The 17,384-nt window shown below is 65.9% G+C and carries 16 protein-coding genes; 2 read left to right on the forward strand and 14 right to left on the reverse strand.

All coding sequences use genetic code 11. From position 1 onward, the window contains the following. Positions 1-140: 140 nt before the first annotated feature. The gene (gene rpsB, locus V6D40_RS01665; RefSeq protein ID WP_334288617.1) at positions 141-1,124 is read right to left on the reverse strand and encodes a 30S ribosomal protein S2; all 984 of its coding nucleotides are present in this window, start codon (positions 1,122-1,124) and stop codon (positions 141-143) included. 302 nt (positions 1,125-1,426) lie between these two features. Here rpsB and V6D40_RS01670 point away from each other — a divergent pair, with 302 nt between their 5' ends. Continuing rightward, positions 1,427-1,945: a M23 family metallopeptidase gene (locus tag V6D40_RS01670; RefSeq protein ID WP_334288618.1), complete on the forward strand. Its 519-nt coding sequence runs from the start codon at positions 1,427-1,429 to the stop codon at positions 1,943-1,945. On the opposite strand, the gene V6D40_RS01675 is transcribed toward V6D40_RS01670, so the two are convergent. From V6D40_RS01675 to rpsP, 12 genes are all read right to left on the reverse strand, one after another. Next, on the reverse strand, positions 1,930-2,823 hold the full coding sequence (locus tag V6D40_RS01675) for a tyrosine recombinase XerC (protein ID WP_334288619.1): 894 nt from the start codon (positions 2,821-2,823) through the stop codon (positions 1,930-1,932). The genes V6D40_RS01670 and V6D40_RS01675 overlap by 16 nt on opposite strands. Before the next feature lie 29 nt (positions 2,824-2,852). Next, positions 2,853-4,013 (reverse strand): DNA-processing protein DprA, encoded by a 1,161-nt coding sequence (locus tag V6D40_RS01680; RefSeq protein ID WP_334288620.1) that lies wholly within the window; start codon positions 4,011-4,013, stop codon positions 2,853-2,855. Next, positions 4,010-5,545, reverse strand: a complete 1,536-nt coding sequence (locus V6D40_RS01685; RefSeq protein ID WP_334288621.1) for a YifB family Mg chelatase-like AAA ATPase — start codon at positions 5,543-5,545, stop codon at positions 4,010-4,012. Before V6D40_RS01685 ends, V6D40_RS01680 begins: the two co-directional genes overlap by 4 nt. Beyond that, a complete protein-coding gene (locus V6D40_RS01690; protein WP_334288622.1) occupies positions 5,532-6,011 on the reverse strand; it encodes a YraN family protein in 480 nt (159 codons plus the stop codon). Before V6D40_RS01690 ends, V6D40_RS01685 begins: the two co-directional genes overlap by 14 nt. A 135-nt stretch (positions 6,012-6,146) precedes the next feature. Further along, on the reverse strand, positions 6,147-6,455 hold the full coding sequence (locus tag V6D40_RS01695) for a DUF2469 domain-containing protein (RefSeq protein ID WP_334288623.1): 309 nt from the start codon (positions 6,453-6,455) through the stop codon (positions 6,147-6,149). After that, positions 6,456-7,100 carry a ribonuclease HII gene (locus V6D40_RS01700; RefSeq protein WP_334288624.1) on the reverse strand — a complete coding sequence of 215 codons (645 nt, stop codon included), beginning with the start codon at positions 7,098-7,100 and terminating at the stop codon, positions 6,456-6,458. Between the two features lies 1 nt (position 7,101). Further along, positions 7,102-7,920, reverse strand: a complete 819-nt coding sequence (gene lepB / locus V6D40_RS01705; protein WP_334288625.1) for a signal peptidase I — start codon at positions 7,918-7,920, stop codon at positions 7,102-7,104. A 132-nt stretch (positions 7,921-8,052) separates the two neighbouring features. Continuing rightward, positions 8,053-8,400 carry a 50S ribosomal protein L19 gene (gene rplS, locus V6D40_RS01710; protein ID WP_334288626.1) on the reverse strand — a complete coding sequence of 116 codons (348 nt, stop codon included), beginning with the start codon at positions 8,398-8,400 and terminating at the stop codon, positions 8,053-8,055. A 114-nt stretch (positions 8,401-8,514) separates the two neighbouring features. Beyond that, entirely contained in the window at positions 8,515-10,824 is a 2,310-nt protein-coding gene (locus tag V6D40_RS01715) for a Tex family protein (RefSeq protein ID WP_334288627.1), read from the reverse strand. 22 nt (positions 10,825-10,846) lie between these two features. Further along, on the reverse strand, positions 10,847-11,947 hold the full coding sequence (gene trmD, locus V6D40_RS01720) for a tRNA (guanosine(37)-N1)-methyltransferase TrmD (protein WP_334288628.1): 1,101 nt from the start codon (positions 11,945-11,947) through the stop codon (positions 10,847-10,849). Next, a complete protein-coding gene (gene rimM, locus V6D40_RS01725; protein ID WP_334288629.1) occupies positions 11,944-12,444 on the reverse strand; it encodes a ribosome maturation factor RimM in 501 nt (166 codons plus the stop codon). Before rimM ends, trmD begins: the two co-directional genes overlap by 4 nt. Before the next feature lie 92 nt (positions 12,445-12,536). Next, positions 12,537-13,049, reverse strand: a complete 513-nt coding sequence (gene rpsP / locus V6D40_RS01730; protein ID WP_334288630.1) for a 30S ribosomal protein S16 — start codon at positions 13,047-13,049, stop codon at positions 12,537-12,539. Between the two features lie 186 nt (positions 13,050-13,235). Between rpsP and V6D40_RS01735 the strand changes: the two genes are divergently transcribed. After that, positions 13,236-15,368: an acyltransferase family protein gene (locus V6D40_RS01735; protein WP_334288631.1), complete on the forward strand. Its 2,133-nt coding sequence runs from the start codon at positions 13,236-13,238 to the stop codon at positions 15,366-15,368. Between the two features lie 31 nt (positions 15,369-15,399). Here the strand turns inward: V6D40_RS01735 and ffh are convergent, their stop codons facing one another. After that, a complete protein-coding gene (ffh, locus tag V6D40_RS01740; protein WP_334288632.1) occupies positions 15,400-17,043 on the reverse strand; it encodes a signal recognition particle protein in 1,644 nt (547 codons plus the stop codon). Positions 17,044-17,384 lie beyond the last annotated feature (341 nt).

The following is a 17,384-nucleotide window of genomic DNA, read 5'->3' on the forward strand; positions in this document are numbered from 1 at the left end:
CGATTCCTCCTCAAGTAGTGGGGAAAGGTGTTTAACGTTAGAAAGACTAGCCGAAGACTTTTGCCTCGGCAGAAATAGGGGGCGCAAGCCCACGCAAAAAGCCCCGCGCGAGGCGGGGCAATTTCGTGCGAAGGCGCTACTTAGGCCTGGGTGGCGGACTCGGTACCAGAGATCTGGATGCCCTCGTCGACCTTGCCGGTCTTGTTGGCTGCCTCAGCCTGCTTGGCCTGCTCAGCAGCGCGGACAGCTGCCGGCTGCTCAACCTCCTCGACAACCTGCGGGGACGCAGCCTCAGCGGCGGCAGCTGCTGCAGCAGCCTCAGCCGGAGCAACATCCTCGGAGGACGCAGCCTGCGCTGCGGCCAGGGAAGCCTCAGCCTGGATCTTGGCGTCGCTGTCGCCAGCGGCGTCACGAGCTGCGGCGAGCTGACGCTCCTCGCGCTGCTGCTTGCCCTCGATGACAGCCTCGCCCACGATGTGGGTGAGCAGCTTCACGGAGCGGATAGCGTCGTCGTTGCCCGGGATCGGGAAGTCGACTTCGTCCGGGTCGCAGTTGGTGTCCAGGATGGCGACAACCGGGATACGGAGCTTCTTCGCCTCGGAGATGGCGATGTGCTCCTTGTTGGTATCGACGATCCACAGTGCGGACGGAGCCTTGGTCATGTCCGCGATGCCGCCGAGCACGCGCTCGAGCTTGATGCGCTCGCGGTTGAGCATCAGGACTTCCTTCTTGCCGCGGCCTGCGTAGCCGTCCTCGGCTGCGTCCATCGCCTGCAGTTCCTTCATGCGGGCGATTCGCTTGGACACGGTCTGGAAGTTGGTGAGCATGCCACCGAGCCAGCGGTGGGTGACGTACGGCATGCCGACGCGCTCCGCCTCTTCCTGGATGGGCTCCTGAGCCTGCTTCTTGGTGCCCACGAAGAGCACGGTGCCGCCGTGTGCGACGGTTTCCTTCACAAACTCGTACGCCTCATCGATGTAGGTCAGCGTCTGCTGCAGGTCGATGATGTAGATGCCGTTGCGGTCGGTGAAGATGAAGCGGCGCATCTTCGGGTTCCAGCGACGCGTCTGGTGGCCAAAGTGCACACCGGCGTCGAGGAGTTCGCGCATGGTTACGACTGCCATGGGAATGTCTCCTTCGGAGAATAATCGTTCGGTTTTCTAGTGGTCGTGTTGCGCGGGTTTTTATCCCGCGCCCTGGCACCGGGCTAGCCCTGCACCCCTTTCGAGGGACCGTTGCTGAGCTGGTCTTATTCGGCGCGCGTAGTCAGCCTTCGCAGACTGCCGGGATAACAATACCCAGCGCGGGCTGGAAAACCTAATTGATCAGCGCGATTGTGGATAACTCGGTTGCCGCCCGCACGGTTATTCACAGGCGCAGGGGCATCATGCTTTACGACGCCCCCTTCAACCCCCACACTATCCCCATGCAATACCCCGCCCTCACCCTGTTGAGCGCCGCCCTCACCGCCGCCCTCTTCACTTTTACCGCCGCGCCCGCCGCCGCCTGGGTCGACCCGACCACCGGCAACCCCCACCCGACAAACGTGGCCCGCCGCGCGGATATCCCCGAGAAGAACTGGCTCCCCGGCCACCGCGGCGTGGACTTAGGTGCCCGCCCCGGCGCGGACATCCTCGCCACCGAGGACGGGGTCGTGGCGTTCGTGGGCGTGATCGTCGGCACCCCAACCATTTCCATCGACCACCCCGGCGGCATCCGCACCACCTACCAGCCGGTGCACGCGCGCGTGGCCGTTGGCGACCACGTTGTCGAAGGCGACATCATCGGCACACTTGCCCGCCCCGCGTCCCAGTTCGCCCGCGAGCACGCCGGCCTGCACTGGGGCGCGCGCACCGGCCCCGACCACTACATCGACCCGCTGAGCCTCCTCGAGCCGCCGCGCATCCGCCTCAAACCGCTCGACCCGTCTCAGGCGCGCGGGTGAGCTTGGTCGTAGACCTTCTTTAAGCGCTGCGCCGAGACGTGCGTGTAGATCTGGGTCGTTTGCAAACTGGAGTGGCCAAGCAGCTCTTGGACTACGCGGATGTCCGCCCCACCCTCAAGCAAATGGGTTGCGGCGGAGTGGCGCAGCGAGTGGGGAGTCACGCCCGCCGCGTCGGCGTCCCTCGCCGATTGCTCAACGATGCGCCGTACCTGCCGCTGATCAATGCGTTTGCCCCGGCTTCCGAGAAACATGGCGGCCTCGCTGTCGGGGCCGGCTAGCTTCGGCCGCGCCATCTCCATCCACTCGCCCACCGCGTCGGCTGCGGGCCCGCCAAACGGCACGACCCGCTGCTTGTTGCCCTTGCCGGTCACGCTTGCCACGCCGCGCGCGAGGTCAACATCGCCTAGGTCTAAACCGGTGAGCTCACCGACGCGCATGCCGGTGGCGTACAGCAGCTCAAGGATCGCCCGGTCCCGGCACGCCACCGGGTCGTTGTCGTCCGCGCCTTCCCCGCCCGGCGCGCCTGCCATTGCCGCGGCGGTGTCGGGGCGCACGACGGTTGGCAGCGGACGCGAGATCTTTGGCGCGACGAGGCGTGCGGCGACGTCACATTCCAGGTAGCCCTGTTTGTACGCCCACGTGGAGAATGCCCGGACCGCGGCGGTGCGCCGGGCGAGCGTGGAGCGTGCCTTGCCCTCGCTCACAGCACCAGCGAGCCAGAGCCGCAGGTTGTCCAGGGTGAATTCGGCGAAGGAGTCGACCGAGCCTTCGAGCGTTGCCAGGTCGGCGAGGTAGGCGCGCACCGTGTTGTCGCTGCGACCGAGCACCAACCGCGCGTGCTCGGCGAAGTCTTCAGCCGCCGCCGATACCTGGGTCATGCATCAGGAGTGTAATCCCGCCACTTCCGTTACGCGGCTTCGATCGACGCCCGCCGCCACAACCGCCGCTCCCTGACCACCAACTGCCGCTGCTGCAATTCCATAAGCAGGTGCACGGTCAGCCCCAGGCTCAGGCCGGCGACCGCCGCGACTTCCTCAGCTTCACGCCCATCGTCGCCGACGGGCGGCAGCGAGTCGTAGACCCGCAGCTCGTTGTGGGAAAGCTGCTGCAGCGGGGTTGGCGCGAACAGCGCCTCCATCGGCTCGCGCGCATCCGTTGCGCCGACGGGCCCCAACAGCTCGTGGATGTGGTCGGCGCTCAGGACGGCTTGCGCGCGGCCGTCGACAATAGCCAAGTTCGTGCCCAGCGACGACTGGCTCATTATCGAGCCCGGCACTGCCATCGCCACGCGGTTGTACGCGATGACCCACTTCAGCGTGTTGAGCGCACCGGACCGGTAGCCCGCCTCCACCACAACCGTACCCGGCGTCAGCGCGGCGATGAGGCGGTTGCGGGTGAGGAATCGGTGGCGGTCGGGGGTGACTCCGGGAGGATACTCGCTAATCACTGCACCGCCTTCGGCGACGACGCGGTTGAACAGGCGCTCGTTGCTGCGCGGATACGTCACCCCGGCCCCGCACGCCGCGATCACAACCGACGGCGCGGCGTTCGCCAGGGCCGTGTCGTGCGCGACAGTGTCCACGCCCAGCGCGCCGCCGGAGACGATCGTGTAGTTGTGCTTCGCCAGCCCCGCGACCAGGTTGGCGGTCGCGCCGTGACCGTCTTGGGTGGCATTGCGCGTGCCGACGATACCGACGGACTGGGCAAACAACGCCGCGAGGTTTGTCTCTCCCCGAACCCAGAGCGCGTGGGGTTCGCAACCCCCGTCGACGATCTCAGCGCCCGGCGCGCCGAAGCTAGCCTGGATTGCCTCGCCCGGCCACTCCGGTGAATCCGGGGTGATGAGGGTGTAGCCGTACCGCTGCGCCGTCTCCAAGTCGGCGACCGGGTCCGCTAGCCGGTAGCGGGCCTCGGTGGCGCGGCCGAGGCCGCCGAGCCAGCTTGCGCGGCTGCGCACTCCGTCGGTGATCTCGTCGGCATCGCGACCGGCGCGAAGCAGGGCTTGCAGGTGCGGGTTCGGGCCTTCGATGACACGTGAAAGGTAGGCCCAAGATTCAAGCTTGCTCACGCCGCCACCCCTGCCCCCGTCGCACCGCGAAGCGTCAGCGCCTCGTCGATGTGCTCCATGTGCGGGGTGTCTTCGCCGGAGAGATCCGCGACCGTCCACGCGAGCTTGAGTACCCGGTCCACACCGCGCTGCGTGAGCGCTTGGCTTTTCAGCATCCACTGCAGCGTTTGCGCCGCGGCTTCCACCGGCGGAAAGTGGCGGCGCAGGAAGGCCGAATCCACCCGCGCGTTCACGGCCGCGTTGAGGCCCGCCTTCGACCACCTGGCCGCCGCCCGCTCGCGGGCTCCGGCGACCCGGTCGACGATCTCGGCCGACGTCTCCACCCCGACGGGGCTAAGTACGGCAGACTGCGCGGTGGTGGTGAGGAAGATGTCGAGGCGGTCGCGCAGCGGCCCCGAGACGTTTGCCAAGTGGCGGGAGCCCGAGCGGCACGTGCACTCGGCACCCGATTTGCCGCACCGGCAGGGGTTGGCGGCCAAGATCAGCTGGAAGTCGGCCGGGTAGGTAACTTCTCGCCGGTTGCGGCGGTGCACTACCTGGCGCTTCTCCAGCGGGATGCGCAGCGAGTCGAGGACGTGGGCGCTGATCTCGGACGCCTCGTCGAGAAACAGCACGCCGTTGTGCGCCTGGCTTACCGCGCCGGGCCGTGGCGTGCCGGATCCCCCGCCGATGAGCTCGACTCTGGTCAGCGACGGGTGCGGCGCAACAAACGGCCGCTCGGCGACGATCTCTCCCCTCGACACACCAGCCGCGGAATGCAGCGCCGTGGTCTCAATCTGCTCCGCCACCGTCAGCGGCGGAAGGATGGAAGGCAAGCGTTCCGCCAGCATCGATTTTCCCGATCCGGGCGGGCCGACCATCATCACGTGGTGCCCGCCGGCTGCGGCGACCTCGAGGGCTTTCCGCTCGAAGAGCTGGCCCGCCACGTCGGCGAAGTCGGGGGCTGCCGGTGCCGCAGCGGACTCCCGCGGCACGTCGATGGCCCGCTCGAGGCCGACCTCACCGCGAAGCCACTGGTAGACCTGTGGAAGCGTGTCGCCGAGCAGCACGCGGCGCTGGCCGAGCAGCGCCGCCTCCTCCGCGTTGGCGCGGGGGACGATGACGGTGTCGAAGTCGAACTCCGGCGCCTGGCCGCGCGCCCGTTCCGCGGCCAGCAGCATGGGTAGGACACCCTCCACGCGCCTCAGCGAGCCGTCGAGGGCGAGCTCCCCCATGATGACGGTGCGCCCCAACCGCGCGTGGACCGCTGGGTCGAGGCTAGCCACCACGCTCAGCGCAATAGGCAAATCAAAGTGGCTGCCGGCCTTCGGCAAGTGCGCCGGCGAGAGCGACACCATGATCTTGGTGCGCGGCCACGGCAAAGCCGTGTTCGCGATCGCGGTACGGATCCGCTCGCGCGACTCCTTCACCGCCGCGTCCCCCAACCCCACCATGTGCATCCCCGGAAGCCCTGGGCCCACGTTGGTTTCCACGGTGACCATGTGGGCGCTGACCCCTTCAACCGTGGCGGTTAGCGTGCTAGCAAGCGCCATCTTCGACCCCCTCGAAGCGGAGCATCGTGTACTCGGTGAAGCCAGCGCCGTCGAAGACGACCTCGCAGACGTCGAAGCGGACGTCCACGTACCCACCGTGCGGAGATCGGTCGAGCCACTCCCCGGCGCAGCGGCGCATTGTGAGAAGCTTCTTGGCAGTGACGGATTCCGCCCCGCCGTACTCGTTACTGCGGCGGGTTTTCACCTCTAGGAACACCACGGTGCCGTCGGGCGCGGCGAGGACCGCGTCGATCTCGCCTGCACGGCACCGCACCCGCTGGTTCAGCACCTGGTAGCCGTGCTCGGCGTACCACGTTGCGGCGAGGTCCTCGCCGAAACGGCCAAGGGCGTACTGGTCAGCAACGGCGCTATCCGGGTGGCCAACGTTTTCCGCCACCGTGCCGTGTGTAACGCGCGGCATGCCGGTGGCGGGTGTGCGGGTGAGGCTTAACGTGTGGTGCGACATGAATCGCTCCCCCTTCGTTTCATCGTGTGCGGTATGTAAACGGGATTTATCGGGAGCAGAAGAAAAACTGCTCCATCCTGTTAGACCGATGAAACGGGTGCGCGGTTCCCCCGAACCACGAAAAAGCGCGTTGCGCTAGCGCTGCGGGAAGGCGATCTCCGGCTTATCCAGCTCTTCGATGTTGACGTCCTTGTAGGTGATCACGCGGACGTAGCGGACGAAGCGCACGGCGCGGTACATGTCCCACACCCAGCAGTCGGACATCCGCACCTCGTAGTAGACGTCTTTGCCCTCGGTGTGCGGAATTAGCTCGACCGCGTTCGCGAGGTAGAAACGCCGGTCAGTTTCGACCACGTAGGAGAACTGGCTGGCCACGTCGCGGTACTCGCGGTAGAGCGACAGCTCGACCTCAGCTTCGTAATTGTCCAGCTCTTCGGCGCTCATCTACCGCACAACCCCTTTGTAAACCTCGTTGGCTTCACGGACGTTTGCATAACTATAACGGTGCTCGCTACTCGCACCGTGGCGGCGCACCGCATCCATATGCACCGCCGTGGAGTAGCCCTTGTGCTTCTCCAACCCGTACTCCGGAAAGTCCGCCGCCATCTCAGCGATCAGCTGGTCGCGGCTCACCTTCGCCAGCACGCTCGCGGCAGCGATGCAACGCGCGGTGTAGTCGCCGCCGACCACGGGTAAGTGCGGCACGGCTAGGCCGGGGATGGCGAAGCCGTCCATGAGCACGTATTGCGCTTTGGGGATGAGTCCCGCTACCGCGCGACGCGCCCCGTCGTAGTTCGCGGTTTGGATCCCGCGGCGGTCAATCTCGGAGGCGGGGATGTGGATGACGGTGTGGGCGAGGGAGAGGTTCACGATGGCGTCGAAAAGCAATGCCCTTTTCCCGACAGAAAGCTTCTTAGAATCAGTGAGCCCCTCGAGCGGCGGCAGCGGCTTGGTGGGAAGGATGCACGCGGCGACGGTTAAGGGGCCGAAGCAGGCGCCGCGGCCGGCTTCGTCCACCCCCGCCACGGGTCCGAGCCCCGCTTTCTCCAGCGCCACCTCGTACGTGCGGAGCTGCTTCAAGCGGCGCACGCTAGTGTTGGATATCCGGGTTCGCCACGTTGCCGAAACGGCTGAGCGGGAACACCACGGCCTGCACCCGGCCGCGCAGGTTCTCGCGCGGGATGGTGCCCTGGTACTCGTCGCCCAAGTGGTAGCGCGAGTCGGCCGAGTTGGTGCGGTTGTCACCCATCATGAAGTAGTTGCCGTCGGGCACCTGGACCGGGCCGAAGTACGCGCCGCCGCAGGCCTCGGAACCAGTGGTCTCGTCCACCGGGTAGGTCGGCGGCGACAGCACGTACGACTGGTCGATCGGCTCACCGTCCACCATCACCGCCGGGTCGCCCGCCTGGCAGGACACGGTTTGCCCGCCCTCTGCGATGATGCGCTTGACCAAGGTGTTCTCATCCTTCGGCACGAGCCCCACCCAGGAGCCGACCTCCTGCATGCCGCGCACGAAAGCGTTGGACGAGCGGTTGGAGTAGAAACCGGTGTTCCACGAGTCGGTGCCCTTGAACACCACCACGTCGCCCGGCTTCGGGTCGTTGAAGTAGTAGCTGACTTTCTCTACGAGAATCCGGTCGCCGCTGCCGTTCTCGCCGTGGAGGGTGGGTTCCATCGAGGCGGAGGGGATCACGTACAGCCGGCCGAGGAACGTCTGGATGACGAACATGATCGCGAGCGTGAGCACGATCACCGCGGGGATTTCGATGTACCAGGGCGCCTGGTTGTCGTCCTTCGCGGCCGTATCCCCGGCGCGTTCTGCGGCGCCCGCTTCTTGGCGCTGCGCGGACTGGTCGTTCGGGAAGTGCGGTTCACGTTCGGTCGAGACCGGTTCATTCGGGTTGGTCACCCGAGATACTCTACACCCGCCGCGCCGCGCAACCTGCATCCCACCTGCGGTTTTCTCTTCTGCAGGCAGGAACGCGAAAACCCGCTCACCAGCAGCCTCGTGCGTGGTGAGCGGGTTGAAAACGCGTGAAGATTAGCGGCGCTCCTTGATGCGGGCAGCCTTGCCGCGCAGGTCGCGCATGTAGTAGAGCTTCGCGCGGCGGACCTTACCGCGGCGGACGACCTCGATCTTCTCGATGTTCGGGGAGTGAACCGGGAAGGTGCGCTCAACGCCGATACCGAAGGAGATCTTGCGGACCGTGAAGGTCTCGCGGATGCCGCCGCCCTGACGGCGAACGACGAAGCCGGTGAAGACCTGGGTACGGGTGACAGAACCCTCAATCACCTTGACGTGGACGTCAAGGGTGTCGCCGGGGCGGAAGTCAGGGATGTCGTCGCGCAGCTGACCTGCATCGACAAGGTCGATAATGCCGTTGCTCATAGTGAAGCAATCCTTTACATGTACGGACAGAGGACCCAGTGGCGCTGGCGCTCAACCATGCTCTCCTGGTTCGTATCGTGTGCAATAACCTCCGATACCTTACATATCGGCCGGTCAGTTACCAAATCCCGCCCGCTTGAGCGCGTCGCTCATCGCGTTGGAGGCTGTGCCGCCGTCCCGGCCGGAGCGCGCGCGACCGCCGGAGCGGTTTCCAGACCGGTTGCCGCGGCCCTTGTCGCGTTGGCCGTTTCCGCCACCAGCGCCGCCGCGTTTCCCCTTCGGTGCCGGCTGGTCGTCTAGCCGCATGGACAGGCCGATGCGGCTTCGCTCCACGTCGACATCAACCACCTTCACCTTCACCACCTGGCCGGAGCGGACCACGGCGTGCGGGTCTTCGACAAACCGGTCGGCGAGCTGGGAGATATGCACCAGGCCGTCTTGGTGCACACCCACGTCCACAAAAGCTCCGAAAGCGGCCACGTTGGTCACGGTGCCCTCCAGGATCATGCCCGGTACCAGGTCTTTGACCTCCGTGACACCCTCCTTGAACGAGGCGGTTTTAAACTCCGGGCGCGGGTCGCGGCCGGGCTTGTCCAGCTCCGCGATAATGTCGGTGACCGTCGGCACGCCGAAGGTGTCGTCGGCGAAATCAGCGGGCCGCAGCTTGGTCAACACCGCGGAGTTGCCGATCAACGCATCGGTGGCCAGCCCAGCCGATTGCGCGATTCGCTTGACCACCGGGTAGGCCTCCGGGTGCACGGCCGAGGCGTCCAGCGGGTCAGCTCCGCCGTTAATGCGCAAAAATCCCGCGGCCTGCTCGTAGGCCTTCGGCCCCAGGCGCGACACTTTCGTCAGCTCTTTGCGGGTGAAAAACGAGCCGTGCTCGTTTCGGTAGTCCACAATGTTGCGCGCAATCGTTGGGCTGATGCCAGCGACTCGCTCAAGCAGGGGAACCGAGGCGGTATTTACATCGACGCCGACCGAGTTCACGGCGTCCTCCACCACCGCGTCCAGCGACTTAGCCAGGGCGGTCTGGTTCACGTCGTGCTGGTACTGGCCCACACCGATCGACTTCGGGTCGACCTTCACAAGCTCCGCCAGCGGGTCCTGGAGGCGGCGGGCAATCGACACCGCGGAGCGCAGCGAGACATCCATGTCTGGGAACTCGGCCGCGGCGATTTCACTTGCGGAGTACACGGATGCGCCGGATTCGGACACCACCACCGGGGTGGGCCGCGCCCCGCCCGCCTGGGCGATGAGGTCGGCCACCTCGCCGGCGAGCTTCTCCGATTCGCGCGAAGCGGTGCCGTTGCCGATCGCGATCAGCTCCACGCCGTGCTCTGCGGCGAGGCTGGCAAGCTCGGCGCGCGAAGCGTCCCAGCGGTTCTGCGGCTGGTGCGGGTAGACGATCGTGGTGGCCAGGACCTTGCCCGTGCCGTCGACCACCGCGCACTTGACCCCGTTTCGGTACCCCGGGTCGAGCGCGAGCGTGGCGCGCTGGCCAGCGGGGGCGGCGAGCAGCACGTCGCGTAGGTTTGTGGTGAACACCTCCAGAGCGCCGGCTTCAGCCTTCTCTTTGAGCCGCATTCGGGTGTCCACGTTGGCCGAGACCATCAGTTTGGTGCGCCACGCCCAGCGCACAGCTTTGGCAACCCACTCGCTGTCGTGCACCGGCAGGTCGAAGTGCTTGGCAATCATGCCCTCGTACACCGCGTCGTCCCCCGCGTCGAGCTGCAGCGCAAGCACACCCTCGTTCTCGCCGCGGAAGAGCGCGAGAATGCGGTGGCTCGGCAGCGTGTCGAAATCTTCCGAGAAATCGAAGTAGTCGGCGAACTTCGCGCCGTCACGCTCCTTGCCCTCGACCACGCTCGCGCGCATCGTGCCGGTTTCGTACACGCGGTCGCGCACCTCTCCGACCAAGTCTGCGTCGAGCGCGATGCGGTCGACCAGAATCGCCCTTGCGCCCTCGAGCACCGATTTTTCGTCGGGGAACCCCTCAGAGGTAAACCGTGCGGCGAAGGTTTCTGGGGTGTTGCTGGGTGCGTCGATAAGCAGCTGCACCAGCGCTTCCAACCCTGCCTCGCGCGCGATGTCCGCCTTCGTCTTGCGGCGCTTCTTGTACGGCGCGTAGAGGTCCTCCAGACGCGCCTTCGTGTCCGCGGCGGCGAGCTGGGCGTGTAGCTCGTCGGTGAGCTGGTCGCCGATCGCCTCAATGATCGCTTCGCGGCGCTCTGCAAGCTCCGTGAGGTAGCTGTTGCGCGCTTCGATGTGGCGCAGCTGCGCGTCGTCCAGCCCGCCGGTTGCCTCCTTGCGGTAGCGGGCGATAAACGGCACCGTGTTGCCCTCTTTGAGCAGGGTAAGCGCGGCCTCCACCTGGGAGTCTCGCACCGAAAGTTCTGTCGCGATTGTTGCTGCGATAGTCATTCGGCACAGTGTAGCGACCCGCTCACACACCCCTCGTGGCACCGCGCCACTGCAACCCCTTCGGCAGCGCCTGAGCCACCGCATCCGTCGCGGCTTGAAGCTCCAGCGCTGTCCGCCCACGCACGGTGATTGCCGTGGTGCCGTCCGCCCGGGTTTCAGCCTCGATCGCATCCGGCTGGTAGCCAGCTTTGCGCAAACGCCTGCGCATCTGCTTTTCGACGCCCCCTCGAACCTCCCCAGCCACCTCAATCTCAGTCACCACAGCCCGCGCGTGAAGCGCGAAGTGGTCTTCCGTGCTCAACCCGCCGGCGGCCTCGACCGCTTCAAGCAGGTCCGGGCGCACCGCCTGCGTGCGCTTCAGCGACGCCTCCCTCCGGTACGCCGCCACCTTCGCGTGGTCGCCGGAGGCGAGCACCGCCGGCGCCTCGATGCCCCGCCAGACCCGGGGCTTGGTGTAGCTGGGTCCTTCGAGAAGCCCGTCGGAGAAGCTGTCGTCCTCGTGGCTTTCGGCGTTGCCCAGCACCCCGGGGATCAACCTGGTCACGGCCTCGGCGATCACCAGCACCGCCACTTCTCCCCCGATGAGCACGTAGTCGCCGATGGAGACCTCGCGGACGCGGTAGCGCTTCGCCGCGTCGGTGAACACCCGCTGGTCGATGCCCTCGTAGCGCCCGCAGGCGAAGACGATGTGGTCTTCGTTCGACCACGCCTGCGCGTCCGCCTGTCTGAACGGAGCGCCCGCCGGGGTGGGCACGATGAGCAGCGGCAGGTCTGCGTCCTCGCCGTCGCGCACGTCGCGCTTCTCGTAGCCCCGCGCGGCTGCGCCTTGGACATCGTCGTGGCGCAACTTGTCGTTTCTGTGCGCGGCGGCCGTGTCGAGGCGCACACCGCCGCGGCCTGCGGCCACGTCGTCCAGCGCCGGTCCCCACACCTCCGGCTTCATCACCATGCCCGGTCCCCCACCCAGCGGCGGCGCGTCGACGGACTTATGGTTGCCGGTCGCCCAGTCACGCAAGTCGTGGACCCCCACCTCTAGGATCCCCTGCTCGATCGCCTTGCCTAGCAGCGCGTGTCGCAGCGGTTCTAGGTACTCCGGGAAGATCGTGACAGCGTCGATCCTCATAGGTCGAGCAGCCCCTCCGGCGGGGTGATGGTGAGAAAACCCTCGTCCAAATCGACCTCGGGCACGATGTCCATCACAAACGGCACCAGCACCTCCCGGCCTTGATAGTCGACCTCGAGGATCTTGCGGTTGGGTGTGTCCATCACGCCGGTGACTTCGCCGATCTCCCCACCGTCCATACGCACCTTCAAACCGATCAGCTCGTGGTCGTAGAACTCGTCGGAATCCTCCTCGCGCTCCAGCGGCGGTGCGTAGAACTTCATCCCACGCAGGCTGTCCGCGGCGGTGCGGTCAGGCACCTCCTCGAAGCTGACGAGGAGCCGCTGCTGGTGCGGGCGCACCGTCTTCACGGTGAGATCTTGTTCTTTGCCCGTCTGGCGGCCGTGAAGCACCTCGCCCACGGCGAAGCGGACGTCAGCCTCGTCGGTGAGCACTTCGACAGCCACCTCACCTTTGACGCCGTGGGACTTCACAACCTTGCCTATCAGCAGCTTCATGACGTGCAAGAGTAGCAAAACGACAACACCCGCCCTCGCCCACGCTTGCTTGCGTGGGCGGGGCGGGTGGAGCTTTGTGCGGCAGCGGGAGCTTAGTTCTCCTCAGCCGCAGCCTCAGCCGGAGCTTCCTCAGAAGCCTCTGCCTCGGCGTTCTCGGCAGCCTCAGCGGCGGCAGCGGCCTCAGCCTCGGCAGCAGCCTTTGCCTCGGCATCTTCCTTAGCCTTCTTGCGCTTCTCGGTGATCGCCTCGGCGGTCGGGCCGTTGTTGGCCTCCTCGAGCGCCTTGTTGAACAGCTCGAGCTTGGACGGCTTCTCCTCGGCCACCTTCAGGGTGCCCTCGGCGCCCTCGATGCCCTTGAACTTCTGCCAGTCGCCGGTCACCTTCAGAAGGTTCAGCACCGGTTCGGTCGGCTGCGCGCCGACACCCAGCCAGTACTGAGCGCGCTCGGAGTCGATGCGGATGAGCGACGGCTCTTCCTTCGGGTGGTAGATGCCGATGTTCTCGATGTAGCGGCCATCGCGGCGGGTGCGGGCGTCAGCGACGACAACGCGGTACTGCGGGTTGCGGATCTTACCCATCCGCTGCAGCTTGATCTTTACAGCCATGCTGTTATTTCCTTACGGTCACTGGGCAGTACAGACACCCGCCGCTTGTCGACGGGCCGGTTCAACCCCTGGATTCACCTGCGCGTGACTGGCCGAACGGACGTATCCGGCTTCGGCTCTGACGCAGGATCTGGGCAAGTGTAGCCTGTGACGAGGCTGAATCCCAAACCGACTAAGGTTCTCTTAATGACCACTCAGGCGCACACGGCGGGACGGACCGCGAAGGGCTCGAGCGCATACCGCGTCGACCTCGACGGTCTGCGAGGATACGCCATCGCGCTGGTGGTGATCTTCCACGTCTTCGTCGGCCGAGTTTCCGGCGGCGTCGATGTCTTCCTTTTTCTCTCGGGCTACTTCTTCCTCGGCGGGCAGCTGCGCTACGCCCTTCGCCCCAGCCCGAACCTGAACCCGTGGTGGCCGCTGTGGCGCACCATCCGCAGGCTGGTCCCGGCGCTGGTGGTGGTGCTCTTAGCGACGCTTACGGGCGTCCTCCTACTCGCCCCCGAGCTCATGAGCGACGAACTTGCCGCGCAGTTCACCGCCTCGCTTTTGTACTTCCAAAACTGGGAGCTGACCGCGCAAGACGCCGCCTACGCCGCGGCGAGCAGCGCCACGTCGCCGCTGCAGCACCTGTGGTCCATGGCAGTCCAGGGCCAGTTTTACCTCTTCGGCATCGTCCTCGGCACGCTTGTCGCAGTGCTCGCGACGAAGACGAAGCTCGGCCCCGAAGCCGCCCAGCGTGTGGCCGTCATCGTCCTGTCCGCGATCACCGTCGCCTCGTTCATCTGGGCTTCCCGTTTCGGGCTCGTGGGCACACCTGCGAACTACTACTCCACCTTCTCACGCGCCTGGGAGCTCTCGCTGGGTGCTCTGCTGTCGTTCGTGCCAGCGCGAATGTTCATCCCCGCCCCAGCAAACGGGTTCACCGCCTTCGTCGGCGTCATCTTGATCTCCATCACCGGCGTAGTGATCCCGACCTCGCTCGCCTTCCCCGGCCCGCTTGCCCTGGTGCCGCTCACGGGCGCGGCGCTGATCATCCTCAGCGGCAACTCCAGTTCCGTGTCTACGGTGTTGTCCTCAAAGCCAATGACGTGGCTCGGCGGCGTGGCCTACTCGCTCTACCTCTGGCACTGGCCGATGCTGATCATCGTCACCGCCTCCGGAGGGTTCGACACCCCGCCACCGCTGATTGGCGCCGCCGTCATCGCGGCGTCTTTGGCGCTCGCTCACGTCACGCACATGCTTGTGGAGGAACCGCTGCGCCAGCACGGCAAGCGCCCGCTCGCCACCGACTCCCCGGTGCGCGACGCACGGAAGACGCTGCGGACCCCCGCAGGCATTGGCCGAGCGAGCGGCGGTGCCGTCGTCGCTGGCCTCTTCGTCGGCGCACTGACGATCCAGCCAACGTGGAACCACCGCGTGGACCAGGCGGACCGGCCGCTCGATCCCGCCACATACCCCGGTGCGCTCGCCCTGACCGGCGCGGAAGTGCCGGACGTCAAGCCGCAGCCGGACCCGAGCCTGATTGCCGGCATCTACCCTCCGATCGGAGAGCAGGACTGCATGATCTTCTTGCCGGCGGCACCCGACGCGATGCCGCGCCCCGACTGCGTCTACGGCGATGTAAACGCAGAAACCACAGTGGTCATGGCCGGAGGGTCCCACATCGAGCCGTTTGTGATCCCCCTCGACATCTTGGGCAAGGAACACGGGTTCAAGGTGGTTCCCTACGTGCGCCAGGAGTGCCCCTTGGTCGTTGGCGGGGAGGACCGCTTCGATATTGTCTCGGAGGTGTGTGCCGAGTGGGGGGAGAATGTGTGGCAGGAGGTCGTCGATAAGCAACCTGCCCTGGTGATTTCCACCTCGACCCGTCCTGCGGGCCACGCTGGGGCCGTGGATACGTCGGTGGATACGGTGCCCGATGCCTACGCCAACCTGTGGTTCAACCTCGCTGAAGCCGGCATACCGTTTCTCGGGCTGCGTGACAACCCGTGGTTCTTCGATCAGTTCGGCAACCCGATGGACCCGAACTTCTGCATCGTGTCCGGAGACAGCGAGCGCAACTGCTCGATGCCGACGAGCGAGGTCTACCCCGAGTCCGATCCGGCAGCGGGCTACCTTGACGGCACGAACAACCTCTTCTCCGTGGACACGGCGTCGTGGTACTGCAACGAGGAGTTCTGCCCGCCGCAGATCGGCAACGTGTACGTCTACCGCGACCAGAACCACATCTCGAACGCGTACGCGCGCTCACTCGCACCGCTGCTGTGGGCGGAGATGCAGCCGATCTTCGACCAGCTTGGTATCGCCCATAATTAGGTTTTGTGGCTGCGCGATTGGCGGGGACCAGCTAGAAGAACTTGCCCTTCCCCATGCGCTTCATCGCCTCGTTGAAGTCGAGGTTGTTGAGGTCGAGTCCCTGCATGCCTGCCGGCAGCTGCTCCTGGAGCTTCTCCAGCTCCTTCGGGTCCGGCATCCCGCCCGGCATACCAGGCATGCCCGGCATGCCACCGGGCATCCCCGGGAACCCAGCCGGCATCTGCGGCATGCCGCCGCCCTGACGCTTCGGCGGCTTGCGCTTGCCGTTCTTGCCCTTGCGGCCCTTCGGCTTCTTCTTCGTCGCGGAGCGCCCGCCCATCCCCGGCATGCCGGAGAGTCCGAACTGGCTGGCCATCTGCCCCATCATCTTCTTCGCCTCGAAGAAGCGCTCAACAAGCTGGTTGACCTCGGCAACAGTGACGCCGGAGCCGTTCGCGATGCGCTTGCGGCGCGAGGCGTTCAGGATCTTCGGGTCGTTGCGCTCCTGCGGCGTCATACCGCGGATGATCGCCTGAATGCGGTCGAGCTGCTTCTCGTCCACCATGTCGGCCATCTCGTTCATGGCCTTGCCGCCCGGCATCATTTTCAGAAGGTTGCCGATCGGGCCCATGCGGCGGATCATCAGCAGCTGGTCAAGGAAGTCCTCCAGCGTGAGCTCGCCAGAGGCCAGCTTGTTCGCTGCGGCCTCTGCGTCCTGCTCGTTGTAGGTCTGCTCGGCCTGCTCGATCAGGGAGAGCAGATCGCCCATGCCAAGGATGCGGCTGGACATGCGCTCCGGGTGGAAGACGTCGAAGTCCTCGAGCTTTTCGCCTGTCGACGCAAACAGAATCGGTTTGCCGGTCACTTCTCGGATGGACAGCGCGGCACCACCGCGAGCGTCGCCGTCGAGCTTGGTGAGGACCACGCCGGTGAAGTCGACGCCCTGGGCGAACGCCTCCGCCGTCTGCACCGCGTCCTGGCCGATCATCGCGTCGATGACGAAGAGGACCTCGTCCGGGTTGACGGCGTCGCGAATGTTGCGAGCCTGCGTCATCAGCGTCTCGTCGATACCGAGGCGACCGGCGGTATCGATGATCACCACGTCGTTCTTGTTCTGCTTCGCGTACTCGACGCCCTGCAGCGCAACGCCGACCGGATCGCCGTGGGAAGTACCCATCTCGTGCGCGTGCGAGTCGATGGACGTACCCGGATCCGGGGCGAAGGTGGGAACGCCTGCGCGCTCACCGACGATCTGTAGCTGCTGGACGGCGCCCGGTCGCTGGAGGTCGCAGGCGACGAGGATCGGAGTGTGGCCCTGCTTGGACAGGTGTTTGGCCAACTTGCCGGCGAGTGTGGTCTTACCGGCACCCTGCAGACCGGCCAACATGATGACGGTCGGCGGGTTCTTCGCCATGTTCATCCGGCGGGTCTCGCCACCGAGGATGTTGGTGAGCTCCTCGTCGACGATCTTGATCACCTGCTGGGCAGGGTTCAGCGCCTGGGAAACATCCGCACCGAGTGCGCGCTCCTTGACGCGCTTAATAAAGGTCTTGACCACCGGCAGGGAGACGTCCGCTTCGAGCAGCGCGATCCGGATCTCGCGGGCGGTGGCGTTGATGTCGGCCTCGGTGAGTTTGCCTTTGCCACGCAAGCCACCAAGGGCCGTTTGCAAGCGGTCGGACAATGACTCAAACACGTCGAGTCCTCCTGTGAACTAATCGCGGATATAAGAGCACATATATACGGTGCAAGTTAACCCGTCCCAGCCTAGCGCTTGGGTGGTATGAGGCCGAAACACGAGCAGGTGCATGCGCGCGGCGTCGACCGGGTCGGCGGCAGTGTGTCCACCTCTACCGGAGGGCGTCCACCTCTACCGGAGGGCGTCCACCTCGGTAAGGGGGGCGTCTGGCGGATGACGGAAGTACCGCTTCGGGAAGGCATATCCGCCCTCCTTCAGACGCCCTCCTTCATCCGCCCCCCCTACTTCCGCCTTTTGGGATCCGGCGCACCACGCCCCTCCCCCCCTCCGCCGCCCCC

Source organism: Corynebacterium sp. Marseille-Q4381 (assembly GCF_036881695.1).
Classification (GTDB): Bacteria; Actinomycetota; Actinomycetes; order Mycobacteriales; family Mycobacteriaceae; genus Corynebacterium.